Annotated in this window: 25 protein-coding genes and 1 pseudogene; 13 read left to right on the plus strand and 13 right to left on the minus strand. The window is 71.2% G+C overall.

Going from position 1 to position 26,278, the window contains the following annotated elements; genetic code table 11:
• Positions 1–8: 8 nt before the first annotated feature.
• The 4 genes from H305_RS0126105 (at position 9) to H305_RS0126120 (ending at position 6,622) form a co-directional block, all read left to right on the plus strand.
• Positions 9–1,481, plus strand: coding sequence for an ABC transporter permease (locus H305_RS0126105; protein WP_028803006.1), 1,473 nt, complete (start codon positions 9–11; stop codon positions 1,479–1,481).
• Positions 1,482–1,520: 39 nt separating this feature from the next.
• Positions 1,521–2,204: an ABC transporter ATP-binding protein gene (locus tag H305_RS0126110; RefSeq protein ID WP_028803007.1), complete on the plus strand. Its 684-nt coding sequence runs from the start codon at positions 1,521–1,523 to the stop codon at positions 2,202–2,204.
• Between the two features lie 230 nt (positions 2,205–2,434).
• A complete protein-coding gene (locus H305_RS0126115) occupies positions 2,435–5,734 on the plus strand; it encodes a S8 family peptidase (RefSeq protein WP_028803008.1) in 3,300 nt (1,099 codons plus the stop codon).
• A 117-nt stretch (positions 5,735–5,851) separates the two neighbouring features.
• Complete coding sequence (locus H305_RS0126120) at positions 5,852–6,622, plus strand: group II truncated hemoglobin (RefSeq protein WP_028803009.1); 771 nt, start codon at positions 5,852–5,854, stop codon at positions 6,620–6,622.
• 160 nt (positions 6,623–6,782) lie between these two features.
• Here the strand turns inward: H305_RS0126120 and H305_RS0126125 are convergent, their stop codons facing one another.
• Positions 6,783–7,697, minus strand: coding sequence for a helix-turn-helix domain-containing protein (locus H305_RS0126125; RefSeq protein ID WP_028803010.1), 915 nt, complete (start codon positions 7,695–7,697; stop codon positions 6,783–6,785).
• 175 nt (positions 7,698–7,872) lie between these two features.
• Here H305_RS0126125 and H305_RS0126130 point away from each other — a divergent pair, with 175 nt between their 5' ends.
• A complete protein-coding gene (locus H305_RS0126130) occupies positions 7,873–8,916 on the plus strand; it encodes an NAD(P)-dependent alcohol dehydrogenase (RefSeq protein WP_028803011.1) in 1,044 nt (347 codons plus the stop codon).
• Positions 8,917–9,091: 175 nt separating this feature from the next.
• On the opposite strand, the gene H305_RS0126135 is transcribed toward H305_RS0126130, so the two are convergent.
• The 5 genes from H305_RS0126135 to H305_RS0126155 all read right to left on the minus strand — a co-directional run bounded on the left by H305_RS0126135 (position 9,092) and on the right by H305_RS0126155 (position 13,272).
• A complete protein-coding gene (locus H305_RS0126135; RefSeq protein WP_028803012.1) occupies positions 9,092–10,267 on the minus strand; it encodes an RNA polymerase sigma factor in 1,176 nt (391 codons plus the stop codon).
• A complete protein-coding gene (locus H305_RS0126140) occupies positions 10,264–10,683 on the minus strand; it encodes a YciI family protein (protein WP_028803013.1) in 420 nt (139 codons plus the stop codon). Before H305_RS0126140 ends, H305_RS0126135 begins: the two co-directional genes overlap by 4 nt.
• 150 nt (positions 10,684–10,833) lie before the next feature.
• A complete protein-coding gene (locus H305_RS0126145) occupies positions 10,834–11,226 on the minus strand; it encodes a hypothetical protein (protein WP_028803014.1) in 393 nt (130 codons plus the stop codon).
• A 166-nt stretch (positions 11,227–11,392) separates the two neighbouring features.
• Positions 11,393–11,749: a carboxymuconolactone decarboxylase family protein gene (locus H305_RS0126150; protein WP_028803015.1), complete on the minus strand. Its 357-nt coding sequence runs from the start codon at positions 11,747–11,749 to the stop codon at positions 11,393–11,395.
• Positions 11,750–12,153: 404 nt separating this feature from the next.
• Positions 12,154–13,272, minus strand: coding sequence for a hypothetical protein (locus H305_RS0126155; protein ID WP_028803016.1), 1,119 nt, complete (start codon positions 13,270–13,272; stop codon positions 12,154–12,156).
• A gap of 269 nt (positions 13,273–13,541) precedes the next feature.
• Between H305_RS0126155 and H305_RS0126160 the strand changes: the two genes are divergently transcribed.
• Positions 13,542–14,699, plus strand: a complete 1,158-nt coding sequence (locus H305_RS0126160) for a cystathionine gamma-synthase (RefSeq protein ID WP_028803017.1) — start codon at positions 13,542–13,544, stop codon at positions 14,697–14,699.
• Positions 14,700–14,703: 4 nt separating this feature from the next.
• On the opposite strand, the gene H305_RS55070 is transcribed toward H305_RS0126160, so the two are convergent.
• The 3 genes from H305_RS55070 to H305_RS0126175 form a co-directional block, all read right to left on the minus strand.
• Complete coding sequence (locus H305_RS55070; protein WP_028803018.1) at positions 14,704–14,952, minus strand: hypothetical protein; 249 nt, start codon at positions 14,950–14,952, stop codon at positions 14,704–14,706.
• Positions 14,949–15,446 (minus strand): sigma factor-like helix-turn-helix DNA-binding protein, encoded by a 498-nt coding sequence (locus H305_RS55075; protein WP_028803019.1) that lies wholly within the window; start codon positions 15,444–15,446, stop codon positions 14,949–14,951. Before H305_RS55075 ends, H305_RS55070 begins: the two co-directional genes overlap by 4 nt.
• 262 nt (positions 15,447–15,708) lie before the next feature.
• Positions 15,709–16,215, minus strand: coding sequence for a MarR family winged helix-turn-helix transcriptional regulator (locus H305_RS0126175; protein ID WP_199791457.1), 507 nt, complete (start codon positions 16,213–16,215; stop codon positions 15,709–15,711).
• A gap of 164 nt (positions 16,216–16,379) precedes the next feature.
• On the opposite strand from H305_RS0126175, the gene ilvA reads away from it, so the two are divergent.
• The 5 genes and pseudogenes from ilvA to H305_RS52620 all read left to right on the plus strand — a co-directional run.
• Complete coding sequence (ilvA, locus tag H305_RS0126180; RefSeq protein WP_028803021.1) at positions 16,380–17,609, plus strand: threonine ammonia-lyase; 1,230 nt, start codon at positions 16,380–16,382, stop codon at positions 17,607–17,609.
• A gap of 214 nt (positions 17,610–17,823) precedes the next feature.
• Positions 17,824–18,831, plus strand: coding sequence for a daunorubicin resistance protein DrrA family ABC transporter ATP-binding protein (locus H305_RS0126185; protein WP_028803022.1), 1,008 nt, complete (start codon positions 17,824–17,826; stop codon positions 18,829–18,831).
• On the plus strand, positions 18,828–18,968 hold the full coding sequence (locus H305_RS53505) for a hypothetical protein (RefSeq protein ID WP_158690578.1): 141 nt from the start codon (positions 18,828–18,830) through the stop codon (positions 18,966–18,968). Before H305_RS0126185 ends, H305_RS53505 begins: the two co-directional genes overlap by 4 nt.
• Positions 18,965–19,765 (plus strand): ABC transporter permease, encoded by an 801-nt coding sequence (locus tag H305_RS0126195; RefSeq protein ID WP_028803023.1) that lies wholly within the window; start codon positions 18,965–18,967, stop codon positions 19,763–19,765. The genes H305_RS53505 and H305_RS0126195 overlap by 4 nt, the downstream gene beginning before the upstream one ends.
• A 49-nt stretch (positions 19,766–19,814) precedes the next feature.
• Positions 19,815–19,937, plus strand: a pseudogene (locus tag H305_RS52620) (ABC transporter permease); the annotation flags it as partial.
• A gap of 63 nt (positions 19,938–20,000) precedes the next feature.
• On the opposite strand, the gene greA reads toward H305_RS52620, so the two are convergent.
• Together greA and H305_RS0126210 are read right to left on the minus strand one after the other, a co-directional pair.
• Positions 20,001–20,498 carry a transcription elongation factor GreA gene (greA, locus tag H305_RS0126205; protein WP_028803024.1) on the minus strand — a complete coding sequence of 166 codons (498 nt, stop codon included), beginning with the start codon at positions 20,496–20,498 and terminating at the stop codon, positions 20,001–20,003.
• A 212-nt stretch (positions 20,499–20,710) separates the two neighbouring features.
• Positions 20,711–21,112: a DUF4307 domain-containing protein gene (locus H305_RS0126210; protein ID WP_028803025.1), complete on the minus strand. Its 402-nt coding sequence runs from the start codon at positions 21,110–21,112 to the stop codon at positions 20,711–20,713.
• Between the two features lie 197 nt (positions 21,113–21,309).
• Between H305_RS0126210 and mca the strand changes: the two genes are divergently transcribed.
• On the plus strand, positions 21,310–22,170 hold the full coding sequence (gene mca, locus H305_RS0126215) for a mycothiol conjugate amidase Mca (RefSeq protein ID WP_037765361.1): 861 nt from the start codon (positions 21,310–21,312) through the stop codon (positions 22,168–22,170).
• Complete coding sequence (locus H305_RS0126220) at positions 22,163–22,420, plus strand: hypothetical protein (RefSeq protein WP_078629257.1); 258 nt, start codon at positions 22,163–22,165, stop codon at positions 22,418–22,420. Before mca ends, H305_RS0126220 begins: the two co-directional genes overlap by 8 nt.
• Before the next feature lie 24 nt (positions 22,421–22,444).
• On the opposite strand, the gene H305_RS54110 is transcribed toward H305_RS0126220, so the two are convergent.
• Both H305_RS54110 and H305_RS0126230 read right to left on the minus strand, forming a co-directional pair.
• Complete coding sequence (locus H305_RS54110; RefSeq protein WP_028803028.1) at positions 22,445–22,630, minus strand: hypothetical protein; 186 nt, start codon at positions 22,628–22,630, stop codon at positions 22,445–22,447.
• Positions 22,631–23,043: 413 nt separating this feature from the next.
• On the minus strand, positions 23,044–26,244 hold the full coding sequence (locus H305_RS0126230; protein ID WP_028803029.1) for a tetratricopeptide repeat protein: 3,201 nt from the start codon (positions 26,242–26,244) through the stop codon (positions 23,044–23,046).
• Positions 26,245–26,278 lie beyond the last annotated feature (34 nt).

Raw genomic sequence — 26,278 nt, forward strand, 5'->3', positions numbered from 1 at the left:
TTGCGGCCATGTTCTTCACCTACCTGAGGCGCGAACTGCGCCGCCGCAGAAAGGCGGCCCTCGTCGTCGCCTCCGGACTCGCCCTGGGCATCGCCCTGGTCATCGTGGTCAGTTCCGTGTCCTCCGGCATGGAGAAGGCGCAGGGCAAGGTCCTCCAGTCGCTGTACGGGCTGGGCACGGACATGACGGTCACCAAGGCGGCGGCGCCCGCGACCGGCTCCAGCCAGCGCCCGCGGTTCAACTTCGACGCCCGGGACAGCGACTCGGACGAGGAGCAGAGCAGCGACCGTGTCATGGTGCAGGGTTTCCAGACCCTGTCCGCGTCGACGGTCGCCGAGGTCGACGCGCAGAAGGGCGTCGCGGACTCCGTCGGCGGCCTGAGCCTGCAAGTCATCCGCATCGACGGACAGTTCACGCGTGGTCAGTTCAAGCAGGACCCGGACGCCGGCGGCAACCGGCAGGGCGGCGGAACCGGCACCCAGCAGCCCCCGCAGGGCCGCGTCGAGGGAGGCGGCGCCGACTTCGACGTCAACAACTACTCGGTCTACGGCACCGACGTCACCAAGCCCGCCCTCGGCCCGCTGACCTCCTCGAAGATCACCAGCGGGCGCACCTTCAAGACCTCGGAGACGGACGCCGAGGTCGTCGTCGCCGACAAGTCGTACGCCAAGGAGAAGAAGCTCAAGGTCGGCGGCACCGTCACCATCAAGAAGGTCAAGTACGAGGTCATCGGTATCGCGACGCCCGACAGCGGCGACGCGGCGGCCAACCTCTACATCCCGCTCAAGCAGGCGCAGACGCTCAGCGACTCCAAGAACAAGGTCACCACGATCTACGTCAAGGCGTCCGACTCGCAGCAGATCGACAGCGTCAAGAGCACCATCCAGAAGAACATCTCCGGCACCACGGTCACCACCTCCGCCGACCTCGCCGACACCGTCTCCGGCTCCCTGTCCACCGCCTCCGACCTGGCCTCGAACGTCGGCAAGTGGCTGTCGATCGCGGTGCTCGCCGCCGCCTTCCTGGTGGCCGGCCTGCTCACCTCCTCGGCCGTCTCCCGCCGCGTGCGCGAGTTCGGCACCCTCAAGGCGCTCGGCTGGAAGTCGGGCCGGGTGACCCGCCAGGTCGTCGGCGAGGCCATCGTCAACGGCCTGGTCGGCGGCGCCCTCGGCATCGCGATCGGCCTCGCCGGCGCGTACGCCGTCACCGAGATCAGCCCCACCCTCCAGGCGGAGCTGGGCGGTTCGAACGGCGGATCCGGCGGCCCCGGTGGCGGCGGTCCGGGCGGCGGCGTCTTCGGCGGCCCCGGCCGGCAGACCGCGAGCAAGGCCCTCGACGTCGCGCTCACCGCGCCCGTCAGCCTCGACACCATCGTCGTCGCGGTCGCCCTCGCCGTCACCGGCGGGCTCGTCGCCGGCGCCTTCGGCGGCTGGCGTGCCTCCCGGCTGCGCCCCGCCGACGCCCTGCGCCGCGTCGAATAGCCCGGCCCCCATGTACTCACGTATCCCAGGAGTTGCACCATGTACGAACTCAGAGGCGTCACCAAGCGCTATACGCGGGGCAAGGAGGTCGTCGACGCGCTCGACGGTGTCGATCTGACCATCGGGTCCGGGGACCGGCTCGTCATCCAGGGCCCCACCGGCGGCGGAAAGTCCACCCTTCTCCAGATGCTGGGCGGACTCGACCGTCCCACCTCCGGCAGCGTCGAACTCGACGGCACGGACATGGCGAAACTGTCCGAGGCCAGGCTCACCCGAGTACGCAGCGAGAACATCGGTTTCGTCTTCCAGAGCTTCAACCTGATTCCCACGCTCACCGCCCAGGAGAACGTCGAGACCGCTCTCGTCCCCCTCGGCGTGAAGACGAAGGAGCGGCGCGAACGGGCCGCTGCGGCACTGGAGTCGGTGGGCCTCGCCGAGCGCCTCGGCCATCTGCCCGCCGAACTCTCCGGCGGTCAGCAGCAGCGCGTCGCCATCGCCCGCGCCCTGGTCAAGCAGCCCAAGGTGCTGCTCGCCGACGAACCCACGGGAAACCTCGACGAGTCCATGCGCGACGAGATCATGGACGTACTGGAAGCCATGTGGAAGGAGTACGGGCTCACTTTCATCATGGTCACCCACGACTCGTCGATCGCGCAGAAGGCCCCGCGACTCGCGACGATCCGCAAGGGCCGGATCACCGTCAAGGAGAACGCGGGGGCATGAAGGAGCACGGGAATCGCGAGGGCATGAAGACGTACAGAAGGGGGAGTGCGGGGGCGTAGCGGAACAACCCCGTCAACTCTTCACCCCCGCCACTGTATTGGCGGCCGATCACCCCCCGGGCATACTGCGTGTTCCGGGGGGTGCACGCGCATGTGTACGGGACCTCCCCCGGCCGGATGAACGAGTTCCTCGTCCGGATCACATCTCCAGGGGGAGACTTGCGCAGACAAGTGAAAAGAACGTGCGCCGCGAGCATCGCCACGGCGGCCGCCGTGGCCCTGACGGCGGGCATGACCAGCCCGGCGTCGGCCGAGGCCGCGCACGCGAGCAGCACCTCCGTGGCCGAAGGGGCCTCCGGGCTCACCGCCCGGCACCACATCACGCTGATCACCGGCGACCGGGTGGCCGTCGACGCCGGGGGACGGGTCGTCGGCTTCGAACGCGCCGAAGGCCGCGCCCACATACCCGTGTTCGTCCGCAAGGCGGCCGGCCACACCTTCGTCGTGCCGGCCGACGCCCAGCGGCTGATCGCCTCCGGGCGGCTCGACAAGCGCCTCTTCGACGTCACCGAACTGAACCGGGCGGCCACCCGCAAGGCCCAGAAGCCGGGCCTGAAGCTGATCGTCGGCTACCGGGGCGCCGCGGCCGCCGCCAAGGCCGACGTCCGGGACGCGGGCACCGTCCGCAGGACCCTCAGGTCACTGAACGCGGACGCGGTCCTCACCCCGCGACAGGACGCGGCCGAGCTGTGGAAAGCGGTCACGGACGACGGCACGGCCGCCGTGGGCATCGCGCACGTGTGGCTCGACGGCGTCCGCAAGGCGAGCCTCGACAAGTCGGTGCCCCAGATCGGCGCCCCCAAGGCATGGGCGGCCGGCTACGACGGCAAGGGCGTCAAGATCGCCGTCCTGGACACCGGGGTCGACGCGGCGCACCCGGACCTCAAGGACCAGGTCATCGCCGCCAAGAACTTCTCCACCTCCGCCGACGCCACCGACCACTTCGGGCACGGCACGCACGTCGCGTCCATCGCGGCGGGCACCGGCGCGAAGTCGAACGGCAAGTACAAGGGCGTCGCGCCCGGCGCGAAGATCCTCAACGGCAAGGTCCTCAGCGACGACGGCTACGGCGACGACTCCGGCATCCTCGCCGGCATGGAGTGGGCCGCCGATCAGGGCGCGGACATCGTCAACCTCAGCCTGGGCGGAGGTGACACGCCGGAGATCGACCCGCTGGAAGCGGAGGTCAACAAGCTCTCCGAGGAGAAGGGCATCCTCTTCGCCATCGCCGCGGGCAACGACGGCGACTTCGGTGAGCAGACCATCGGCTCCCCGGGCAGCGCGGCCGACGCGCTCACCGTCGGCGCCGTCGACGACAAGGACAAGCTGGCGTCCTTCTCCAGCCGCGGCCCCGGCCTCGACGGCGCGATCAAGCCCGACGTGACCGCACCGGGCGTGGACATCACGGCCGCGGCGGCGCCGGGCAGCGTCATCGCCAAGGAGGTCGGCGAGAGGCCGCCGGGCTATCTGACGATCTCCGGTACGTCGATGGCGACCCCGCACGTCGCGGGCGCCGCCGCGATCCTCAAGCAGGAGCACCCGGACTGGACGTTCGCCGAGCTCAAGGGCGCGCTCACCGGCTCCGCGAAGGGCGGCGCCTACACGCCGTTCCAGCAGGGCACCGGCCGTATCGCCGTCGACCGGGCGATCAAGCAGACCGTCATCGCCGACCCCAGCTCGGTCGCCTTCCCCGTCGCGCAGTGGCCGCACACCGACGACAAGCCGGTGACCCGCAGCGTCACCTACCGCAACGTGGGCAAGACCGACGTCACGCTGACCCTCGCGGTGACCGCCACCGGCCCCAAGGGCCGGCCGGCCCCCGCGGGCTTCTTCACCCTCGGCGCGAAGACGGTGAAGGTCCCGGCGGGCGGCAAGGCCTCCGTCGGCATCACGGCCGACACGAAGCTGGGCGGCACCACCGACGGCGCGTACGCGGCGTACGTGACCGCCACGGGCGGCGGCCGGTCCGTGCGCACCGCCGCGGCCGTGCAGCGCGAGGTGGAGTCCTACGACGTCAAGCTGAAGTACGTGGCGCGGGACGGGGAGAAGCCCACCCACTTCACCGGTCTGACGCCATACACCGGCGCGGGCCGCGACTACGTCACACAGGGCACCGGAGCCGCGGAGACCGTCCGGGTCCCCAAGGGCACCTACACCCTGAACTCTCAGTTGGTGAAGGACCCCGAGAAGCCGGAAGGCGGCCTGGACTGGCTCGTCCAGCCTCGGCTGAGCGTCACCCGTAACGTCTCGGTGACCGTCGACCAGCGGACGGCCAGGTCCGCCGACATCACCGTGCCGGACGCCGGGGCCAAGCCCGTCTCCGCGGTCGTCTCGTACATGTACGCGCCCTCCGACTTCGGCTTCGGCGTCGGCATGGAGTCCTTCGCGGACCTGCGGGTCGCGCACATCGGCCCGGCGCTCTCCTCGGGCCTGACGCAGAGCTGGTCGGGCGTCTGGACCAAGGGCGACGACACCGAGTACGACATCTTCACCGGCGGCAAGGTGAGCAAGCTCCAGGGCGCGCACGTCAAGCACTACACGGCGGGCGACCTGGCCACCGTGAGGACCGGCATGGGCGCCGCGGCCTCCGGCAAGACGGGCGCCGTCACCGCGTACGGCTATCTGGCCGACGACTTCGCCTTCGGCGTCGGGGTCGAGCAGAAGCTGCCCGGCACCCGCACCCTGCACGTGTCCACCGGCGACCGTGTGCAGTGGAGCCTCGACTTCGAGCAGTACGGCGGCAAGGACCCCGACGGCTTCCCGCTCGCCGAGGCCTTCTACACGCTCGGTGACGCACAGACCTTCGCGGCGGGCAGGAGCTACACGAAGACCTTCAACACCGGTGTCTTCGGCCCGAAGCTCAGCAGCTCGTACGGCGTCTTCCGCGACGGCCGCTACATCAGCGGCTACCTGCCGATGCTCGCCGACGGGCAGTCGCACGCCGGGGCATCCCTCGTGACGTCGGTCAGTACGGCCCTGTACCGCAACGGCACGAAGATCGCCGAGAACGACGACCCACTGGACGGCAGCGGCCGCTTCAAGGTGCCGGACGCCGACGCGTCCTACCGGCTGACCACCTCCGTCAAGCGCTCCGTGAAGGTTGCCGCGGCCTCCACCCGGATCGACGCCTCCTGGACGTTCCGCTCCAAGAAGGCGTCCGGGGTGAAGCTGCCGGTGTCCACGGCCCGCTTCGGCGCGCCCCTCGGCCTGGACAGCCGCGGACCGGCCGGCCGCGAGGTCACCGTCCCGGTCACCGTCCAGGGCGCCGCCGCGGGGGCCAACCTCCGCTCGCTTTCCGTGTACGTCAGCTACGACTACGGCCAGACCTGGACCAAGGCCGACGTCAGGAACGGCAGGATCACCTACAAGAACCCGGCGAAGGGCAAGGGCGTCTCGTTCCACGCCAAGATCGCCGACAAGAAGGGCAACAAGTCCACGATCTCGATCTACAACGCCTACTACAGCAAGTGACCCTGGAGGCGGGGCCCGGGTTCGCCGAGCGCTGACCCGTTTCGCCCAACGCTGACACGCGGCGGCGGCCCGTCGGAAGCAGAGCTTTTGACGGGCCGTCCGTGTTTGTGTGAGGGCATGACCGCTTCGACCGTCGAATACATCCGCTACCGCATCCCCGAGGACCGGTCGGCCGAGTTCCTGGCCGCCTACACGCGGGCCGCCGTCCAGCTCGCCGCCGCCCCGCAGTGCGTCGACTACGAACTCGCCCGCTGCGAGGAGGACTTCGAGCACTTCATCCTGCGGATCACCTGGACGTCGACCGAGGACCACATCGAGGGCTTCCGCAATTCGGAGCTCTTCCCCGGCTTCCTCGCCGAGATCCGCCCCTTCATCGGCGACATCGAGGAGATGCGCCACTACAAGCCGACGACGGTGCGGGGTGCCGGCGCGTCGGTCCCCACGCTCTACTCCTGGGCGGGCGGCGCCGAGGCCTTCACCCGGCTCACCGAGTCCTTCTACGGCAAGGTACTCAAGGACGGCCTGTTGGCGCCCCTGTTCGCGGACCTGGCACCCGAGCACGCCGTCCACGTGGCGCTCTGGCTCGGCGAGGTCTTCGGCGGCCCGCCGGCGTACTCCGAGACACAGGGCGGCCACGGGCACATGGTCGCCAAGCACTTCGGCAAGAACATCACGGAGGTGCAGCGCCGCCGCTGGGTGAACCTCCTCCAGGACGCCGCCGACGACGCCGGGCTGCCCACCGACGCCGAGTTCCGCTCGGCCTTCCTCGCCTACGTGGAGTGGGGAACACGTCTGGCCGTCTACTTCTCCGGCCCCGACGCGACCCCTCCGGGAGAGCAGCCGGTGCCGAAGTGGACCTGGGGCGCCGCACCGCCGTACCAGCCGTGACGGGGCCGCCGTACCAGCCGTGACGGGGCCGCCGTACCAGCCGTGACGGAGCCGCGTGGCGGGCGTGACGGGGCCGCCGTGCCGGGTGCGGTGCCCGTCGTGGCGGCCCGTGACACACGGCACGACGACGTGACCCGGTGTGCGAAGCGTGCCGGTGGTCCTACTGCGGCGCGGTCGCCCCCGCACGGGTGGCGTCCCTGCCCCAGGACGCCAGCAGACGCAGCGCCTCCGCCGAGGACGAGTCCGGCTCCGCGTGATACGTGATCAGGGCCAGCTCACCGTCGTCCAGCAGCCGGAAGGACTCGAAGCGCAGCGAGAGCTCGCCCACCAGGGGGTGCCGCAGATGCTTCAGCCCGTGGCTCTTCTCCTTCACGTCGTGCGTCGCCCACAGCCGGCGGAAGTCCTCGCTCTTCACGGAGAGCTCCCCGACCAGCGCGGACAGGCGCGGATCGTCCGGGTGGCAGCCCGCGTCCATGCGCAGCATGCAGACGATGTCGATCGCCTTCTGCTCCCAGTCCACGTACAGGTCCCGGTACTCGGGCTTCAGGAACACCAGACGCGCCCAGTTGCGCTCCTGGGGCGGCATCTCGGACCAGTCGCCGAAGATCGCCGCGGCCATCCGGTTCCAGGCGAGGATGTCGGAGCGCCGCCCGGTGAGATACGCCGGGACGCCGTCCATCGAGTCGAGCAGCTGCCGCAGCGCCGGGCGCACCTGCTGCGGCCGGGCCGCCTGCTTCTTCTTGTGCTGCTTGGGCTTCGCCAGGTGGGTGAGATGCGCGTGCTCGGCATCCGTCAGCCGCAGCGCCCGCGCGATCGCGTCGAGGACCTCCGCCGACACGTTCCGGCCGTTGCCCTGCTCCAGCCGCGTGTAGTACGCCACGGACACCCCGGCCAGCTGCGCCAGCTCCTCGCGGCGCAGCCCGGGTACGCGGCGGTGCCGTCCGAAGTCCGGCAAACCCACGTCCTCGGGCTTCAGCCGGGCCCGGCGACTGCGCAGGAACTCGCTCAGCTCCGCACGCCGGTCCAGCGACCGGCCCACTTCCCCGGTGGGCTCCTGAGAGGGCTGTTCGCTCATACGTCCAGTATTCACGGTCGTACGCGGAGGATCCTGACCCCGCCGGTGGTAGGACCGCTGGACGTACGCAAAGCCGTGGCCTGGGTGAAGCCCCGCGCCGGAGGCAGTCTGGGATTCGTGCTCGGCCGGAGCCGGCCGAGCACGGCACAGACCACTCCTGAGGAGAACTCCCGGCATGACCACTGTTGCTGCCTACGCCGCTCCCGCCGCCAAGGCTCCGCTGGAGCGCACCACCATCGAGCGCCGCGAGGTCGGCGCGTCCGACGTCCTGATCGACATCAAGTTCGCCGGCATCTGCCACTCCGACATCCACCAGGCCCGCGAGGGCTGGGGCGAGGCCATCTTCCCGATGGTGCCCGGTCACGAGATCGCCGGCATCGTCTCCGAGGTCGGCTCCGGCGTCACCAAGTACAAGGTCGGCGACCGTGTGGGCGTCGGCTGCATGGTCGACTCCTGCCGCGAGTGCGACAACTGCAAGGCCGGCCTGGAGCAGTACTGCACCGGCGGCGGAATGACCGGCACGTACAACGCGGTCGGCAAGGACGGCGAGCCCACCTACGGCGGCTACTCCGAGAAGATCGTCGTCGACGAGAACTACGTCGTCCGCATCCCCGACGGCCTGTCGCTGGACGTGGCCGCACCGCTTCTCTGCGCCGGCATCACCACGTACTCCCCGCTCAAGCACTGGAACGCTGGCCCCGGCAAGAAGGTCGCCGTCCTCGGCATGGGCGGCCTCGGCCACATGGGCGTCAAGATCGCCCACGCCCTGGGCGCCGAGGTCACCGTCCTGTCGCAGTCGCTGCGCAAGAAGGACGACGGCCTGAAGCTGGGCGCCGACCACTACTACGCCACCAGCGACCCGAAGACTTTCGAGGAGCTGCGCGGCACGTTCGACGTCATCCTGTCCACGGTCTCGGCCCCGCTGGACCTGGACGCCTACCTGTCCCTCCTCAGGACCGACGGTGCCTTCGTCAACGTCGGCGCCCCCGAGGAGCCGGTCAAGCTCAACCTCTTCTCGGTGATCGGCGGCCGCAAGACCCTCGCGGGCTCCGGCATCGGCGGCATCCGGGAGACCCAGGAGATGCTCGACTTCTGCGCCGAGCACGGCTTCGGCGCCGAGATCGAGCTGATCAGCGCGTCCGAGATCAACGACGCGTACGAGCGGGTGCTGGCGAGCGACGTCCGCTACCGCTTCGTGATCGACACCGCGACGATCTAGTGTCGGCCGGCCCCCGTGCCGATGAGGGGCGCCCTTGGCCGCACGGCCCGCGGGCGCCCTTCCGCGTCGGCAGCCCATGCCTCCCGCGTACGTTCCGGCGCCCGCCCGGTGCGGGGCGGGATCGGCCCGGGGCTGCCGCAGCGGGCGGGTGCCGCGAGAGCCTGCGCGTGAGGCGTCAGCGGCCCCGTCGGGAGTTGAGCCGGGCCGCCTGGCGGGTCAGATGGTCGCGCTCGGCGAGATTCGGTGCCCTTCGGGCCGCCTCCGCGTACAGCTGTGCCGCCGTGACCAGGTCGCCGTCGCGCTCGTGGAGATAGGCCGCCACCGCGGTGCGGCGAGGCATGGGGCTTCCGCCGCTCGAAGAGCTCGAGGAGGCGTCGTCCAGCGCCGCGAGCGCCGCGAGCCCGGCGCGCGGGCCGTCGGCCTCGCCGACGGCGACCACGCGGTTGAGCCGGGCCACCGGGCTGTCGGTCAGGCGCACGAGCTCGTCGTACCACTCGACGATCTGCACCCAGTCGGTCTCCTCGACGGTGGGTGCGTCGGCGTGAAGTGCGGCGATGGCGGCCTGGGCCTGGAACTCGCCCAGCCGGTCGCGGGCGAGGGCCGCCTGCAGGATCCCGACGCCCTCGGCGATCATCCCGGTGTCCCACCGTCCGCGGTCCTGCTCGGCGAGCGGCACCAGAGCACCGTCGGCCGCGGTCCGGGCGGCGCGCCGGGCGTGGTGGAGCAGCGTCAGGGCGAGCAGGCCCGCCACCTCCGGGTGGTCGATCGACGCCGCGAGCTGCCGGGTGAGCCGGATGGCCTCGGCGGCGAGGTCGACGTCGCCGGAGTATCCCTCGTTGAAGACCAGGTAGAGGACACGGAGCACGGTGGCGACGTCCCCGGGCCGGTCGAACCGCACGCCGGAGACGGTGCGCTTGGCCCGGCTGATGCGCTGCGCCATGGTCGCCTCGGGCACCAGATACGCCTGGGCGATCTGGCGGGTGGTCAGCCCGCCGACCGCGCGCAGCGTGAGCGCGACCGCGGACGACGGCGTCAGCGAGGGGTGGGCGCACAGGAAGTAGAGCCGGAGCGTGTCGTCCGCCGCGGGGGCGGGGCCCGGCGCAGGCTCCTCGTCGACGAGGTCCTCACGCCGACGCCGGGCCGTGTCGGCGCGGGTGGCGTCGAGGAACTTGCGCCAGGCCACGGTGACCAGCCAGCCCTTCGGATCGCGTGGCGGATCGGCCGGCCAGACGCGGAGCGCCTCGACGAGCGCGTCCTGCACGGCGTCCTCGGCCGCCGCGAAGTCGGCTCCGCGGCGGACGAGGACGGCGAGCACGCTCGGCGTGAGGCTCCGGAGCAGGGCCTCGTTCATCGATGAGGGCACTCCGTGACGGAGGGCTCCGCGGCCAGGAACGGGCGAAGTTCGAGCCACTCGTGGATCGGCTTGCCGCCCGCCCCGGGGGCGGCCGACAGCTCTCCGGCCAGTTCGACGGCCCGCTCGTGGCTGTCGACGTCGATGACCATCCAGCCGGCGATGAGGTCCTTGGTCTCGGCGAACGGTCCGTCGGTGACCGGCGGGCGCCCCTCACCGTCGTACCGGACCCACTCTCCCTCGGGGGCGAGCGCCTCACCGCCGACGAACTCGCCGGTCTTCTCGAGCCGGGCCGCGAAGTCGTTCATGTACCGCACGTGCGCCGAGATCTCCTGCGGCGTCCACTGCTCCATCGGCACGTCGTTGAACGAAGCCGGGGCGCCGCGGTAGTGCTTGAGCAGCAGGTACTTGGCCATGGTGGTCTCCTCGGTGTTCGTGCGGCCCATTGTGGCCGCGTTCACCTCGGGGACGGAGCCGGTCACGCGTTCTCGACATCGGCGTCCGAATTTCTTCCGGGCCGTTCCGACGAGCCGGGCCGGCGAGCCGCGCACGACATGACCGGGCCGCTACAGGCGGCGCAGGACCTGTGCCTCCGCCCGCTCGACGTGCGTACGGCTGTAGGCGTGCACCAGGGAGAGGTGGAAGAGCGCCGGGGCCAGCGGCGCCCAGCGGTGGATGCGGTCGGGCCGCAGCATGTACTTGACCACCGTCGTCGGGCGGAAGGGCACGTAGTCGACGGCCTGGTGTTCCCACCGGTCGGCGACGCCCCGGCTCATCCGCGTCCGCAGGTTCTCGCCGGAGAGCTCCTTCAGCTTGGCGTGGAAGTGGGCGCTCCAGTGCCGCTTGTCCGTGTCCAGGACGAAGGCCAGAAGATCCGCATCGTGCGGATCGCGCTCCTCGAACGCCGGCGCAGCCGGTACCAGGCATCCTGCAACGGCTGCTGGAACAGCACCGCGCACACCATGCCGAGCACGACGGCCACGACGCCGTTGGCAACATCGATTCCGTCCATGCCGCAGACACTATGGATCTTGACGTTGCCAGGAGGCGTCGTGCTCCTACCGTCATCCCTGCCGGTCTCCTTGCCGGTCGTCTGTGCCGCCGGTCCCCGGGGCCGGCCGTCGTTCAGGAATGACCGCGGCTTTGGGCCTCGGCCCTGGCGATGGCCTCGGCCTCGCTGTCGGCCAGCGCGATGGCGACGCCGAACGCCTTGGCGATGTGACCCGCGGCCGACATGACGCGTGCCGTGCCCACGACGGGGGCGATCGCTATGAGCACGTCCTGCAACTGCTCGATGCTCAGATCGGCCTTGAGAGCGGGATCGACATGGGCCAGGTACGAGATCGGCGGGGCGTCCATGGCCACCAGCGCGGCGATACGGGTGAGGATCAGGGTCCTCTCGTCCATGCCGCAGTGCTCGATGGAATCGATGGTCATCGCGGTGAGCGTGTCGAGAACGGGAGCGTCAGACGCAGTGGCCATGACGGGACCACCTTCCGGTGCCGTGAGGAGCCGCACACGCCACCCGCGGATCGCGGGATTTCCCTGCGTGTGGGCGATCGGTCCTCTCAGCGTAAGTGCGCCCGGGGCCGCGCGCGCGTCGGTCGTGCGTCGTCTCGCGTCCCGCGCAAACGGCGGCCTTCGCCGCAGTGAGCGATGCCCCGGCCGTCCGCCGAGCGAGCGGTTTCGACGCCGCCCCGCGACACGAGTCCGCCGGGCCTCCATGGTCCGCAGGGGGTGCCCCGGCTCCTGGGCCGCGCTGCCATGCGGTCGAACTCACCTACGGGGGCGACTCGTTCATCAACCTCCGGGACGCGGCGGCGTGGCGCGGCGTCGGCCGGGCAGGGCCGCCGGTGTCAGTGCGCGGCCGGGCAGGGCCGCCGGTGTCAGTGCGGGAGCGTCGCCGCGCTGCCGCCGTTCGCCTCGTATCCCGCCACCGCGAGCGCGCGGTATATCGCGTAGTCCGAGGCCGGGTCGGCGGTGAGGGTCCAGGGCAGCGCGCCCACGTGGCCGTCCACGTGCAGGAGCTGGTCCATGGCCTCGGCCCAGCGCTCGCTGCGGACCAGGAAGAAGACCAGGAGATGGCGGACGTGGGCCAGCATCGGGTCGTCGGGGCGGGCGGCGTGCACCGCGAAGAGCGCGCCGTGCACCGCCTTCGTCACGACCTCGCTCTGGTAGAAGCTGCGGACCAGGTTCACCTCGGGGAGGTGCTCGAAGACCGCGAAGAGCGGCATCGCGGCGAGGAGCGAGCCCTGCGGGGCGCGCGCCGCGGCGGCCTCCGCGAACGAGTAGGCCACGTCCCGCGAGCCGTGCCACTTCTCGCACCAGTAGTGCAGGGCCGCCAGATGCGCCCCCATGTGGGAGGGCGCGCGGTCCAGGATCTTCAGCCAGAGCTGCTCGAACTCGGGCTGGGGGTAGGACAGTCCGCGGGCCACGGACAGCTCGACGATGTACGGCACCGGGTCGCCGGGGGCGAGCAGCGCGGCCTCGGCGCAGGCGGACCTCGCCTCCTCCATGATGATCCGGAACTCGTCGGTCCCGGGTGTCGACGTGCGCCACGCCTGCTGCACCAGGAACTCCGCGTGCACCGCGCCGCCGCCCGCGTCCTTCGGGGCCTCGGCCCGCCACACGCGCAGCCACTGCCCGCCGGGCGTCTCGCTCACCCCGCCGGGGCGCTGCTGGAGCTCCAGGGACGCGGCGCCCGCGAAGGCCTGCACCCGCTGCCACCGGCGCTCCCCGTCGCTCTCGGTGCCCGCGAGCAGCTGCGAGGCGGCGCGGTAGTCCTGGGTGCGCTGCACGAGGTCGAGCACGTCCAGCAGGTCGTGGTCCGGGCCGGGCATGCGGATGTCCAGCTCCTCCTGCCGCAGGAATCCGTAGTCCGCCGGGTCCGCGGCGTCCGGGTCGCCGGGCGCGACCTGCTGAATTCCGGCACGCCTGCGCATCAGCACCGGCAGCAGGACCAGGCTGAACATGGCCAGCGCCATCAGGACCCAGAGAATCTCCATGTCACAAGCGAACCAGACGGGTCCGACAATTGGCCAACCCGGTCCGGTATCGGTCCGGCCGACGGCCTCCAGCCGGCCCGGCAGGCGGGCTCCGGGCCCGGTGCGGCCACCCCGGTCCGGCCCCGGCCGACCGGTCCGGCCCCCGCCGCCCCGGTCCGCCCGGTCCGGGGCGGCCTGCGTCCCGGACCCGGCGGACCGGGCGGACCCGGGCCGTCGCGTCATGGGCGTGCGACGTCATCGGGCGCCCGGGCGCACTACGCTCGCTACCCATGAGCGACAGGCACATCAGTCAGCATTTCGAGACCCTCGCGATCCACGCGGGCAACACCGCCGATCCCCTCACCGGCGCGGTCGTCCCGCCGATCTACCAGGTCTCGACCTACAAGCAGGACGGCGTCGGCGGGCTGCGCGGCGGTTACGAGTACAGCCGCAGCGCCAACCCCACCAGGACCGCACTGGAAGAGAACCTCGCTGCCCTGGAGGGCGGCCGTCGCGGCCTCGCGTTCGCGTCCGGACTGGCGGCCGAGGACTGCCTGTTGCGTACGCTGCTCAGCCCCGGCGACCACGTGGTCATCCCGAACGACGCGTACGGCGGCACCTTCCGCCTCTTCGCGAAGGTCGTCTCCCGGTGGGGCGTCGAGTGGTCCGTGGCCGACACGAGCGACCCCGACTCGGTGCGCGCCGCCCTCACCCCGAAGACGAAGGCCGTCTGGGTCGAGACGCCCTCCAACCCGCTGCTCGGCATCACCGACGTCGCGGCGGTCGCGCAGATCGCGCGCGAGGCGGGCGCCCGGCTCGTCGTCGACAACACCTTCGCCACCCCCTACCTCCAGCAGCCGCTGGCGCTGGGTGCGGACGTCGTCGTGCACTCCCTGACCAAGTACATGGGCGGGCACTCGGACGTCGTCGGCGGTGCCCTGATCACGGGTGACCAGGAACTCGGCGAGGAGCTGGCCTATCACCAGAACGCGATGGGCGCGGTGGCCGGCCCCTTCGACTCCTGGCTCGTGCTGCGCGGCACCAAGACGCTGTCCGTGCGCATGGACCGGCACAGCGAGAACGCGGGCAAGATCGCCGAGATGCTCACCCGGCACCCGCGCGTGACCCGCGTCCTGTACCCGGGCCTGCCGGAGCACCCCGGGCACGAGATCGCCGCCAAGCAGATGAAGGCGTTCGGCGGCATGGTCTCCTTCCAGGTCGACGGTGGCGAAGAGGCGGCCGTCGAGGTCTGCAACCGCGCCAAGGTGTTCACGCTGGGCGAGTCCCTCGGCGGCGTCGAGTCCCTGATCGAGCACCCGGGACGCATGACGCACGCGTCGGCGGCCGGTTCGGCGCTGGAGGTCCCCGCCGACCTCGTACGCCTCTCCGTGGGCATCGAGAACGTCGACGACCTGCTCCAGGACCTTCAGCAGGCCCTCGGGCAGTAGCCGTTCACCAGCCGGTCAGCGGTGGGGTCGTCTGCGACGGCGGCTCCACCCACGGGCGGGCCGTCGCCGCCCATACGGTGAAGGCGACGGCCGCGGCGAACAGCACCAGCCACATCAGGCGCCGGGCCGCCCTCCTACGGCGCAGCATGCGGCCTCCGCGACGGACGACGTCCCCGTGCAGGTCGGGCGGCACCGTGGGCGGCGCCTGCTCCAGCATCCGCCGTACGGCCGCCTCACGCTCGTGCAGGCTCACGACGGCGCCACCTCCACGACGGCCGGCGCCGGGCCCCGCGGCGGGTGCAGCAGCGTCGCCATCGAGCGGGCGCAGATCGTCCGCACCCGTTCCGCCGGCAGCCCGAGCAGGGCCGCCGTCTGTTCCTCGGCGACTCCCTCGTACAGCCGCAGCACCAGGATCAGCCGCTGCTGGGGCGTGAGCCGGGCCAGCACGTGGTCGGGGGAGGGGCGCGGCCGGCCGAAACTCCCGTACTGGTGCCAGGCCGAACGCGCGAAGCGGACGGCCAGCTGCTGGCGGGCGCAGTCGTACGGGTCCTCGCCGCGCAGCCGGTCCCAGGAGGCGTACGTGTGGGCGAGGGCCAGCACCAGCAGGCGCCGCGCGCGCGGGTTGGCGTCGCGGGGTTCGGCCGTGAGCAGCGTGGCGGCATGCAGCAGCCGCCCTGCCGCGCCCGCGACGAACGCCTCGAACTCCCGGGCCCGGCGGGCGTCTTGGGACGCCTGCCGTTCTCGCACCACGCCTCCCGCCTGAGAGCGCCCCCGAGGGGACGGGGCCCGGCCGCGTACGGGGTGCCGCACCGCGTACGAGGAGGACCCGGTCTCATATGAGGCCAGGCGCCGCCTTCCGGTCAAGAGCCCGGGGCACACCCATGCGAGCGCGGGCATATCCTGCCCGCGCCGGACACCCCGTCCCGGGGGCCCTTCTCCGGGCGGGCCGCCCCGCGCGTGCGGCGGCGGCGCTCCGGGCCTGCGACACGGCGAAGTGCGCCCGCGGAGGTCAGGAAGTCGGCTGGGACTCGGCGACGGGCCCGCCGTGGGCCGCCTGACGTGCGGAGAGGGCGCCATTGAAGCGCGTGAGGAGCGTGCAGAAGGCCTCACGCTCCTCCGGCGCCCAGTCGTGGGTCAGCTCGGCCATCAACTGACGCCGGGAGGAGCGCACTTCGTCGAGCCGGGCCTGCCCGCGCGGCGACAGCTGGAGCACCACGGCGCGCCCGTCCTCGGGGTGCGAGGTCCGCTTCACGAGCCCGGTGTCGACGAGCGGGGCCACCTGCCGGGTGACCGTCGAGGAGTCGATGCCCATGCTCGCGGCGAGCGCCTTGACGCCCATCGGGCCCTCCTTGTCGAGGCGGTTGAGCAGCAGGTACGCGGCGCGGTCCATGGAGTTGCGCACCTGCCCCACCCCGCCGAGCCGGGTCTGTTCGGCACGGCGCGCGAACACCGCGACCTCGTGCTGCAGCGTGTCGAGAAGACCGGTGTCACCGACGGTCGTCATGTCCATCGACATTTCAGGTGTTGTGGGCATGGCCGGGGGCTCAATTCATGCGTGGGAGGCTGGGTTGGGGGACAGGGTACGCGGCCGGGAGGCGGGTCGTACCTGCGCTGAGCAAACCAGTCTCGCAGCGTGGTCAAGCAGGGAGCGGACCCGCGTGAACTGCGAGACTGGTGGTCATGAGCTACAGCACGGCTGACTCCTTTCCCAGCGTGACTCTCGACGACGTCCGTGGCGCGCAGAAGATGCTCACGGGCGTGGCGCGGATGACCGCGATGGAGGGCAGCAGGTACCTCACCCAGCTGGTCGGCGCTCCGGTCCACTTCAAGTGCGAGAACCTCCAGCGGACCGGTTCGTTCAAGCTGCGCGGCGCCTACGTGCGGATCGCCGGGCTGCTGCCGGAGGAGCGCGCGGCGGGCGTGGTCGCGGCGAGCGCCGGCAACCACGCGCAGGGCGTCGCGCTGGCCTCCTCGCTGCTCGGGGTGCGCGCCACGGTGTTCATGCCGACGGGTGCCCCGCTGCCGAAGGTCGCGGCCACCCGCGAGTACGGGGCCGACGTGCGGCTGCACGGCCAGGTGGTGGACGAGACGCTCGCCGCCGCTCAGACGTACGCGGCGGAGACGGGTGCCGTCTTCATCCACCCCTTCGACCACCCGGACGTCATCGCGGGCCAGGGCACGGTCGGGCTGGAGATCCTGGAGCAGTGCCCCGAGGTGCGCACGATCGTCATCGGCATGGGCGGCGGCGGGCTGGCCGCGGGCGTCGCGCTCGCCGTGAAGACGATCCGCCCGGACGTGCGGATCGTGGGCGTGCAGGCCGAGGGTGCCGCGGCGTACCCGCCGTCGCTGGCGGCGGGGCGCCCGCTGTCGATCGACCACCCGGCGACGATGGCCGACGGCATCATGGTCGGCCGGCCCGGCGACGTGCCGTTCCGGATCGTCGCCGAACTGGTGGACGAGGTCCGCACGGTCTCCGAGAACAACCTGTCGAGCGCGCTCCTGCTGTGCCTGGAGCGCGCCAAGCTGGTCGTGGAGCCCGCCGGCGCGAGCCCGGTCGCCGCGCTGCTGCGGGATCCGCGCAGCTTCGAGGGCCCGGTGGTGGCCCTGCTGTCGGGCGGGAACGTGGACCCGCTGCTGATCCAGCGCATCCTGCGGCACGGCCTGGCGGCGAGCGGCCGCTACCTCGCGGTCACGCTGCGGCTGACCGACCGTCCCGGGGCTCTCGCCACACTTCTCGGGGTGTTGTCAGTGGCGGACGCTAACGTCCTCGATGTGAGTCACGTTCGGACCGACCCACGGCTCGGGCTCACGGAGGTGGAGGTCGAGCTGCACCTGGAGACGAAGGGGCCCGAGCACTGCGCCGAGGTGAATCTGGCGCTGCGTGAGGCGGGGTACACCGTCATCGACTGAGCCCGGCGAGGCATCGGCCGAGGTCAGGGCCACTGTTCGTCCCACTGTCGGTCCCGGATGGAAAAATCTGTTGAGTGACGCGATACATCGCGTTACGGTGTGCCCCTTGCCACACGCCCTGCCCGCGGACGAAGACCCCACCGGCCCGGGCGTGCCGTACAGGGCAAAAGCAAGACATTTCCGTGCAAATCCCCAACGACGTGGAGAAACTCACATGCCAGGCGCCATCTATGCCGAAGGCCTGGTGAAGACCTTCGGTGACGTAAGGGCTCTGGACGGCGTCGACCTCGATGTCCCGGAGGGCACCGTCCTGGGCCTGCTCGGTCCGAACGGCGCGGGCAAGACCACCGCGGTCCGCTGCCTGACGACCCTGCTGCGCCCCGACAGCGGCAAGGCGGTCGTCGCGGGCGTGGACGTGCTCAAGAACCCCGACGCGGTCCGCCGCAGGGTCGGCCTCTCCGGACAGTTCGCCGCGGTCGACGAATATCTGACCGGCCGCGAGAACCTCCAGATGGTCGGCCAGCTCTACCAGATGAAGGCGAAGGCGGCGAAGGTCCGTGCCGAGGAACTGCTGGAGCAGTTCAACCTCAGCGACGCCGCCGACCGCACCGCCAAGACGTACTCGGGCGGCATGCGCCGCCGGCTCGACCTGGCGGCCGCCCTGGTCGTCTCCCCGCCGGTGATGTTCATGGACGAGCCGACGACCGGCCTCGACCCGCGCAACCGCCAGCAGCTGTGGGACGTCATCAAGCAGCTGGTCTCCGGGGGCACGACGCTGCTGCTCACCACCCAGTACCTCGAAGAGGCCGACCACCTCGCGCACGACATCTGCGTGGTCGACCACGGCCGCGTCATCGCCCGCGGCACCGCCGACCAGCTCAAGGCGCAGACCGGCGGCGAGCGGGTCGAGGTCGTCGTGCACGACCGCGAACACATGGCGACCGCCTCCGAGGTGCTGCGGGGCTTCGGCAAGGGCGAGACCACGGTCGAGGAGCACACCCGCAAGCTCACCGTGCCCGTCACCGGCGGCGCGAAGCTCCTCGCGGAGGTCATCCGCGAGCTGGACACCCGCGGCATCGAGATCGACGACATCGGCCTGCGCCGCCCCACCCTCGACGACGTCTTCCTCTCGCTCACGGGCCATGTGGCCGAGGCGAAGGACGAGGACACCCCAGCGGCGGACGGCGCGAGCCGTCAGCGCAAGAAGGAGGCCGGCAAGTGAGTGCCGCCAGTGACGCCGTGCAGCTCACGGCACCCTCGAACCCGGTCGGCCAGTCCGTGCGTGACTCGCTGGTCGTCGCCAAGCGCAATCTGATCAGAGGCCGGCGGAGCCACGTCTTGAAGGAGCAGGTGAAGTGAGCGCCATCAATGATTCCGCGGTCATCGCCCGTAGGAACTTGATTCGTATGGGCCGGATTCCCGAGATGCTCATTTTTGGCCTGATCCAGCCAATTATGTTTGTGGTGCTGTTCACCTACGTGTTCGGTGGCTCAATCCAGGTCGGCTCGTCCAGCTCCACCCAGGCTTACCGCGAGTTCCTGATGGCCGGGATCTTCGCCCAAACTGTCACGTTCGCTACGGCGGGTGCGGGTGCGGGCATCGCCGACGACATGCACAAGGGTCTCATCGACCGCTTCCGCTCCCTGCCGATGGCCCGTGGTGCGGTGCTGACCGGGCGCACCTTCGCCGACCTGGTGCAGACGGCGCTCACACTCGTCGTCCTGGCTGTCGTCGCCGTGATCGTCGGCTGGCGCACGCACGAGAACATCGGCAAGGTGCTCGCCGGCTTCGGGCTGCTCCTGCTTCTCGGTTACGCGTTCTCGTGGATCGGCGCACTCATCGGCCTGTCCGTCCGCACTCCTGAAGCAGCGACCTCGGGCGGTTTGATCTGGCTGTTTCCGCTGACGTTCATCTCGAACGCCTTTGTGGACGCCAATCAGATGCCCACCTTCCTGCGGCACATCGCGGAGTGGAACCCGTTCAGCGCCACCGTGCAAGCATGCCGCGAGCTATTCGGAAACCTTCCCCCGGGCTTCCAAACGCCTGATGCCTGGCCTATGCAACACCCCGTGTGGGCCTCGCTGATCTGGTCGGTCGTGATCATCCTGCTCTTCCGCACACTCGCGGTCCGGAAGTATCGCCGGGCGACAGGTTGACGGTTCCCGGATCTTGTGTCGTCAACGCTGGCCAGGGTGACGACATGCGCAGTCCACGTCGCAAGCCTGGCCCATGCAGCACTCGGTCTGGGCCTCGGTGATCTACTCGGTCCTGATCATCGTGCTCTTCCGGACCCTGGCGGTGCGCAAGTACCGGTCCGCCACCGCGTGACACGACATGACGATGCCCCCGGCCGCACGGCCGGGGGCATCGTCGTAGTCGTCGGTCCCGGGCTCAGCCCTGGTACGGCTCGGCCTTGAGGATCTTCACCGAGGCGAGCTTGCCGTTCGGCAGCTCGTACTGGGCGTCCTCGCCGACCTTCTTGCCGTTCACACCGGAGCCCAGCGGGGACTGCGGGGAGTAGGTCTCGATGTCGGAGCTCGCGTACTCGCGCGAGGCCAGCAGGAAGACCAGGGTGTCGTCCTCGTCGCCGTCGAAGGCGATGGTGACGACCATGCCCGGTGCGACCACACCGTCCGCCGCGGGAGCCTCGCCGACCTTGGCGTTCTCCAGGAGCTGGGTCAGCTGGCGCACACGGAGCTCCTGCTTGCCCTGCTCCTCCTTGGCCGCGTGGTACCCGCCGTTCTCGCGCAGGTCGCCCTCCTCGCGCGCGGCCGCGATCTTGGCGGCGATCTCCGTGCGCGCAGGACCAGACAGGTACTCCAGCTCGGCCTTGAGCTGGTTGTACGCCTCCTGGGTCAGCCAGGTGACGTTCTCGCTGGTCTGGGTCACAGGTGCTCCTCGTAGGTACTGGGAATACAAAGCATCGCCCTACCCAGAAGAATGTTCCTTCACGGGTGGGCGAAACCACGAGCCTAACAATTCAGTGGCTCGAAAGGGAGGACATAACGCATCAGAATTACGTCAGTGCAGGTCAGTGGGTATGTGCTGGTAGGAGCTGCGGGTGATGTCCGCCCGTGTGGTCCCGCCGCCTGCCGGTTCGCTCAGTCCGCGTGACAGCCGAGCAGCTCCGCCGTGGTGCCACGGGCCGTCGTACGCAGGGTAACCACCTTGTCGACGCGTGACGAGCTCTGGTCGAAGCGGAAGTCGGCCCGGCCCACCTCCCCGCCGTCCTCGGACTGCGAGCGCAGCGTGCAGTAGCCGTGGGCGTCTGTGTCCTTGCGCACTTCCAGGTGCACCTCGACGGCGCTGTCCGAGACCGCCTTGAAGGTGATCACTTCCGCGCTGATCTTGCTGCCGCCGACGTAGTAGGACGCGAACCAGCCGATCAGGGCCAGCAGGGCGACGCCCAGAACGCCACCGATGATCTTGAGTTTCCGGTCGGCGCGCTCGTCCGCGGAGCGGCCGTAGCGGCCCTCGGGCAGCTGGGTGCTCGCCGTACTCATGATCGTCCTCTCGGCAGGGCCGGGACCAGGGGTCCTGGAAGGGGGCCCGGAGACAGGGCCCTGGAATTATTGGCCCCCCGATTCCGTCACTATAGAAGCCGCCCGAGGCGCTCTCTCACGCCGGGCGCCGACCGCTGATCCACCGAGGCGACAGCCGACTGACCGAGGATTGAGTCTTGACTGACCAGCTGCGACTGATGGCCGTGCACGCCCACCCCGACGACGAGTCGAGCAAGGGCGCGGCGACCATGGCGAAGTACGTGTCCGAGGGGGTGGACGTGCTGGTCGTGACCTGCACGGGTGGCGAGCGCGGCTCCATCCTCAATCCGAAGCTCCAGGGCGACAAGTACATCGAGGAGCACATCCACGAGGTACGCAAGAGGGAGATGGACGAGGCCCGCGAGATCCTCGGCATCAAGCAGGAATGGCTCGGCTTCGTCGACTCGGGCCTTCCCGAGGGCGACCCGCTGCCGCCCCTTCCCGAGGGCTGTTTCGCCCTGGAGGACGTGGACAAGGCGGCCGGTGAGCTGGTCAAGCAGATCCGCTCCTTCCGCCCGCAGGTGATCACCACCTACGACGAGAACGGCGGCTACCCGCACCCCGATCACATCATGACCCACAAGATCTCGATGGTGGCGTTCGAGGGTGCGGCCGACACCGAGAAGTACCCGGAGTCCGAGTACGGTCCGGGTTTCCAGCCGCGGAAGCTGTACTACAACCAGGGCTTCAACCGCCCGCGCACCGAGGCGCTGCACCAGGCCATGCTGGACCGCGGCCTCGACTCCCCGTACGGGGAGTGGCTGAAGCGCTGGAGCGAGTTCGAGCGCACGGAGCGCACGCTGACCACGCACATCCCGTGCGCCGAGTTCTTCGAGATCCGTGACAAGGCGCTCATCGCGCACGCCACGCAGATCGACCCCGACGGCGGCTGGTTCAAGGTCCCGATGGAGCTCCAGAAGGAGGTCTGGCCGACCGAGGAGTACGAGCTCGCCAAGTCTCTCGTCGACACCTCCCTCCCCGAGGACGACCTCTTCGCGGGCATCCGCGACAATGCCTGACATGAGCGCAAGCCAGGCACTGACGCACCTCGTCCCCCTCGCCAAGGAGGTCGACGAGAACAAGGTCACTCCCGGCGTCCTGGGCTTCATCGTCTTCGCGGTGATGGCCCTGGCCGTGTGGGGGCTGATGAAGTCCATGAACCGCCACATGGGCAAGGTCACCTTCGAGGAGGACCCGGAGAAGGACTCGGCGGCCCCGGGCAAGGGCGCCGTCGGCTCCGGCGGGAAGGCCTCCCCCGCGAAGGGCTGAGCCGGACCTCGCGCCGAGCCGGGCTCAGTGCGAACGGTCCGCCAGGGACAGCAGCGGGTGCGTGGACTCCGGCCGCGGGTGGTCGGAGTGCGCACCCGCCGGGCCGTTCCCGCGGGTGAACACGGCACTGGCGTCGACGCTGACGAGGCGGTGGTCGAGGACGCCGTGCGGATACGGCTCCTCGACGCCCCGCATGGCGACGGCGGACACCGGCGCGGGCGCTGGGCCGATGCCGGTGTACCCGATGCCCGCTCGTTTGTCCGCGCACGCGCAGATGCCAGAAGCCGGTGGCGCGGTCGTGCTGCGAGTGCGTCGCCACGGCCGGACCGTGCGGCGGTGCCCCGGCGAGCGCCCGGAAGGTCGGGTCGAACGCGCCACCCAGGCAGCGGGTGACGAACGCGTACGCGTACTCGGCGGCGAACGTCTGCGGCATCTGCTCCACCCGGCCGGGGAGGGCGAAGCCCCCGCTCCTCGGCGAGTAGCCGCGCGAGTACGCCGGGAAAGGCGGGCTTCCCCATGCCGGGCTCGCCGGTCACCACCAGCGGGCGGCCACCCGCCAACTGCTCCCGCGCGCGCCCGACCAGCTCCACCGGATCCCCTCCTCCGCGGACGACAGGACCGTCCTACCGGGCCGACGGCACCGCCACACCCATCACGTCCCGGGCGTGGCGGCCCGGGACCAGGCCGAGGCGCCACGCCTGCCAGCCGGCGTCCAGGTCGACCCCGCGTTCCAGCAGCAGCCGGTACGCCTCGATGCAGTCGTCCAGCTTTCCGTCGCGGGAGGTGTGGCCGGCACGGGAGAGCTGGGCGAGCTCTTCCTCGGCGACGGCGGCGCCCACCTCGTAGCCCCCGGTGGCCGCGTACGGGAGCAGGGTGCAGCGCAGGAAGCGGGCCCAGTCCCCGCCCCGCCGGTCCCCGTACGAGGTGAAGAGGTCCACCGCCTCGTCGCACAGGGTCAGAGCCTGCTGGGTGCGCGCGTTCCCCGCGTCGACGACCGCGAGCTCCAGGCAGGTCCACGCCTCGCCGTGTGCGACCCCGATGCGCTGGAAGTCGGCGCGCGCGTCGACGAGGAGCTGGCGGGCGAAGCCGGAGTTGCGCAGGGAGCCGGTCTGGGCGGCGCGCTGGTCGCGGGTGACCCGGGCCGAGTGGTGCCGGGCGCACGCGAGCCCGTACACGTCCCGCATGCGGGAGAACATCGTCCGGGAGCGCTCCAGCTCGCGGACCGCCTGATTCAGGTTGCCGGTCTCCTCCAGGGCCTGGCCGAGGTAGTAGACGGTCCAGGCCTCGCCGCGCGCGTCCTCGTTCTCGCGGTGGCGGGACGCGGCCTGGCGCAGGCCGTCGACCGCGGAGGACGGGTCGCCCTCGACGAGCCGGGCGCGGGCCAGCTGGGTCAGGGCCCAGGCCTCGCCGCGGGGGTCGCGGGTGCGGCCGTACAGGTCCAGGGCCTCGCGCAGCTCGCGGTCGGCGCGCGGCACGTCGCCCATGCGCAGGCCCAGCTGGCCGAGGTGGAAGTGGGTCCACGCCTCGCCGTGCACGGATTCGCTCTCGCGGTGCAGGACGAGGGCCTGGGTCAGCAGGTCGAGCGCCTGGGCGAGCCGGGAGCGGTCCCGCTCCACCGCGGCGAGCGCGTGCATCGTCCAGGCCCGGTCGGCCGCCAGGTCGGGGGAGGCCTGGAGGTCCATGGCCTCTTGGAGCTTGGCCGCCGCCTCGGTGAGGTTGCCCTGGTGGTGCAGGGTGATGCCGAGGGAGCACAGCGCCCGGGCCGCGCCCGCGTCGTGGTGCGCCTCGAAGTAGAGGTCCACCACGGAGGCCAGGGTCGTGCGCGCCTTGTCCAGTTCGCCCAGCTGGCGGGCGGCGATGCCGGTGCGCCACTGGACCGAGCGGACCAGCAGTCCCTGGTCGACGGCCTGGGTCAGCTCGCTGATCTCGCCCAGGCGGTAGAGGTCGCCGCGCAGCAGGCAGTAGTCGCACAGGGCGCCGAGCAGATTGAGCACCGCCGCCTGGTTGACGCCCTCCGCGTGCCGCAGCGCCGCCGTGATGAAGCTCGACTCGTCGTCCAGCCAGCGCAGCGCCGCGTCGAGCGAGGTGAAGCCGTGCGGGCCGAACTGGTCCGCACGGGTGGACGTCTTGCCGTCGACGAGGCGGATCACCGAGTCGGCGAGTTCCGCGTAGTTCACGATCAGGCGTTCCTGGGCCGCCGTGCGCTCGGAGGGTTCCTCCTCGTCCATCAGCCGGGCCGCGGCGAAGGAGCGGACCAGGTCGTGCAGGCGGTAGCGACTGCCGCGCACGTGGTCGATCAGCCCCGCCTGCGAGAGCGCGGTGAGATGGCGGGTCGCCTCCGGTTCGTCCGTCGCCAGCAGGGAGGCCGCCGCGGCGGCGCCCAGGGAGGCGCGGCCCGCCAGGGCCAGCCGGCGCAGCAGCCGGCGGCCCGTGTCCGACTGGTCGGTGTAGCGCAGCCACAGCACCCGCTCGACGGGTTCCACCGGGCCGTACGCCTCCAGGTCGGTGGCCAGCCGGCGCGGGGTGCGTGGGCCGAGGCAGGAGCCCGCGATGCGCAGGGCGAGCGGCAGCCCGCCGCACAACTCCCTTACCCGGTCACTGGATTCGGCGTCGTACGGGCCCGAGGCGTCCTGTGCCGCCGCGTTCAGCAGTTCCTCGCCGCCGGCCGCGTCCAGTGCCTCGACGGGGAGCTGGTGCACCCAGGCGGCGAGGTCGGCGGACAGGTCGAGCGGTTTGCGGGAGGTGACCAGGACCAGGCTGTCGGAGCGCTCGGGGATCAGGGTGCGTACCTGTCCGGCGTCGCTGGCGTCGTCCAGCACGATCGTCACGGGCAGGTCCGTCAGATGCTGGTGGTAGAGCTCGCTCAGCCGCCTGACCTGCTGGTCCTGTGAGGCGCGTTCGCGGAAGAGGAGCTGTTCGCGGGGGGCGCCGAGCCGGTTGAGGAGGTGCAGCAGCGCGTCCCGGGTGGTCAGCGGCGGGTCGTCCGGGCTGTCGCCCCGCAGGTCCACCACGCACGCGCCGCGGAACTGGTCCCTGAGGTCGTGCGCCGCCCGGACGGCGAGGGTGCTGCGGCCGGAGCCGGGTGCTCCGTGCAGCACGACGACCGTCGGGCGGGTCTCGGTGCTCGCCCGTGCCGCCTGCACCCACTGCGCGATCCGCGACAGCTCCGTCCGCCGGCCGGCGAACGGTCCTTCCGGCTTGGGCAGTTGGCCGAACGACTGCTCCAGGACATTGCGTCGCCGGGCGGCCGCGCTCTTGTCGGTGCGGCGCAGCTGGGGCGCCCCCTGCTTGGCGCCCGTGGAGGCGCTGAGCACGCGCTGCTGGTCGAGGAAGGGGCGGATGCCCCGGACCTCCAGGGCGGTCAGCCACTGCAGGCGCAGCTGCTCGGCACCGCCGGGCTGCCCGAGCGCCCCGGCCCGGCGACTGGCGGCCGGCACGTGCGAGGCGGTCACCTTGAGCACGGTGGCAGCCGCTCCCGCCACGGCGACGGTGGCGCCCGCGCCGACAGCCGTGCCCGCGCCCGTGCCGAACGCCAGGTCCGCGACGACGGCGGCAGCCGCCGCCACGGCCGTGACCAGCAGGGACGTGCCGGCGCGCTCCCGTGCGTAGCGCTGCCCGAACGTCAGCTGTCCTGCCTCGGCCTCGTCGAGTGCGCGTGTGTACGCTCCGTACTCCTCGGTGGCCGTCTGTCCCATCGCGTCGAGGGCGGCCCGTGCCCGCGACAGCAGCACGCCTCCATCGACGCGCCCGCCCGAGCGCCGCACCTCTTCCTCGACGGCCCGGGCCAACAGCCGCTCGGCCTCCGCCCGATGGCTGTCCCGCATGTCACGTCCCCCTCCGGCAGCAACTCCTTGGCCT

The organism is Streptomyces sp. 142MFCol3.1 (assembly GCF_000424945.1).
GTDB lineage: Bacteria > Actinomycetota > Actinomycetes > Streptomycetales > Streptomycetaceae > Streptomyces > Streptomyces siamensis.

Excerpts from the sequence above, each read along its gene's own strand:
- H305_RS0126105 (WP_028803006.1), top strand. The coding sequence starts at position 9 with ATGTTCTTCACCTACCTGAGGCGCGAACTGCGCCGCCGCAGAAAGGCG.
- H305_RS0126110 (WP_028803007.1), top strand. The coding sequence starts at position 1,521 with ATGTACGAACTCAGAGGCGTCACCAAGCGCTATACGCGGGGCAAGGAG.
- H305_RS0126120 (WP_028803009.1), top strand. The coding sequence starts at position 5,852 with ATGACCGCTTCGACCGTCGAATACATCCGCTACCGCATCCCCGAGGAC.
- H305_RS0126125 (WP_028803010.1), bottom strand. The coding sequence starts at position 7,697 with ATGAGCGAACAGCCCTCTCAGGAGCCCACCGGGGAAGTGGGCCGGTCG.
- H305_RS0126130 (WP_028803011.1), top strand. The coding sequence starts at position 7,873 with ATGACCACTGTTGCTGCCTACGCCGCTCCCGCCGCCAAGGCTCCGCTG.
- H305_RS0126135 (WP_028803012.1), bottom strand. The coding sequence starts at position 10,267 with ATGAACGAGGCCCTGCTCCGGAGCCTCACGCCGAGCGTGCTCGCCGTC.
- H305_RS0126140 (WP_028803013.1), bottom strand. The coding sequence starts at position 10,683 with ATGGCCAAGTACCTGCTGCTCAAGCACTACCGCGGCGCCCCGGCTTCG.
- H305_RS0126150 (WP_028803015.1), bottom strand. The coding sequence starts at position 11,749 with ATGGCCACTGCGTCTGACGCTCCCGTTCTCGACACGCTCACCGCGATG.
- H305_RS0126155 (WP_028803016.1), bottom strand. The coding sequence starts at position 13,272 with ATGGAGATTCTCTGGGTCCTGATGGCGCTGGCCATGTTCAGCCTGGTC.
- H305_RS0126160 (WP_028803017.1), top strand. The coding sequence starts at position 13,542 with ATGAGCGACAGGCACATCAGTCAGCATTTCGAGACCCTCGCGATCCAC.
- H305_RS0126175 (WP_199791457.1), bottom strand. The coding sequence starts at position 16,215 with ATGTCGATGGACATGACGACCGTCGGTGACACCGGTCTTCTCGACACG.
- ilvA (WP_028803021.1), top strand. The coding sequence starts at position 16,380 with ATGAGCTACAGCACGGCTGACTCCTTTCCCAGCGTGACTCTCGACGAC.
- H305_RS0126185 (WP_028803022.1), top strand. The coding sequence starts at position 17,824 with ATGCCAGGCGCCATCTATGCCGAAGGCCTGGTGAAGACCTTCGGTGAC.
- H305_RS0126210 (WP_028803025.1), bottom strand. The coding sequence starts at position 21,112 with ATGAGTACGGCGAGCACCCAGCTGCCCGAGGGCCGCTACGGCCGCTCC.
- mca (WP_037765361.1), top strand. The coding sequence starts at position 21,310 with ATGGCCGTGCACGCCCACCCCGACGACGAGTCGAGCAAGGGCGCGGCG.
- H305_RS0126220 (WP_078629257.1), top strand. The coding sequence starts at position 22,163 with ATGCCTGACATGAGCGCAAGCCAGGCACTGACGCACCTCGTCCCCCTC.
- H305_RS0126230 (WP_028803029.1), bottom strand. The coding sequence starts at position 26,244 with ATGCGGGACAGCCATCGGGCGGAGGCCGAGCGGCTGTTGGCCCGGGCC.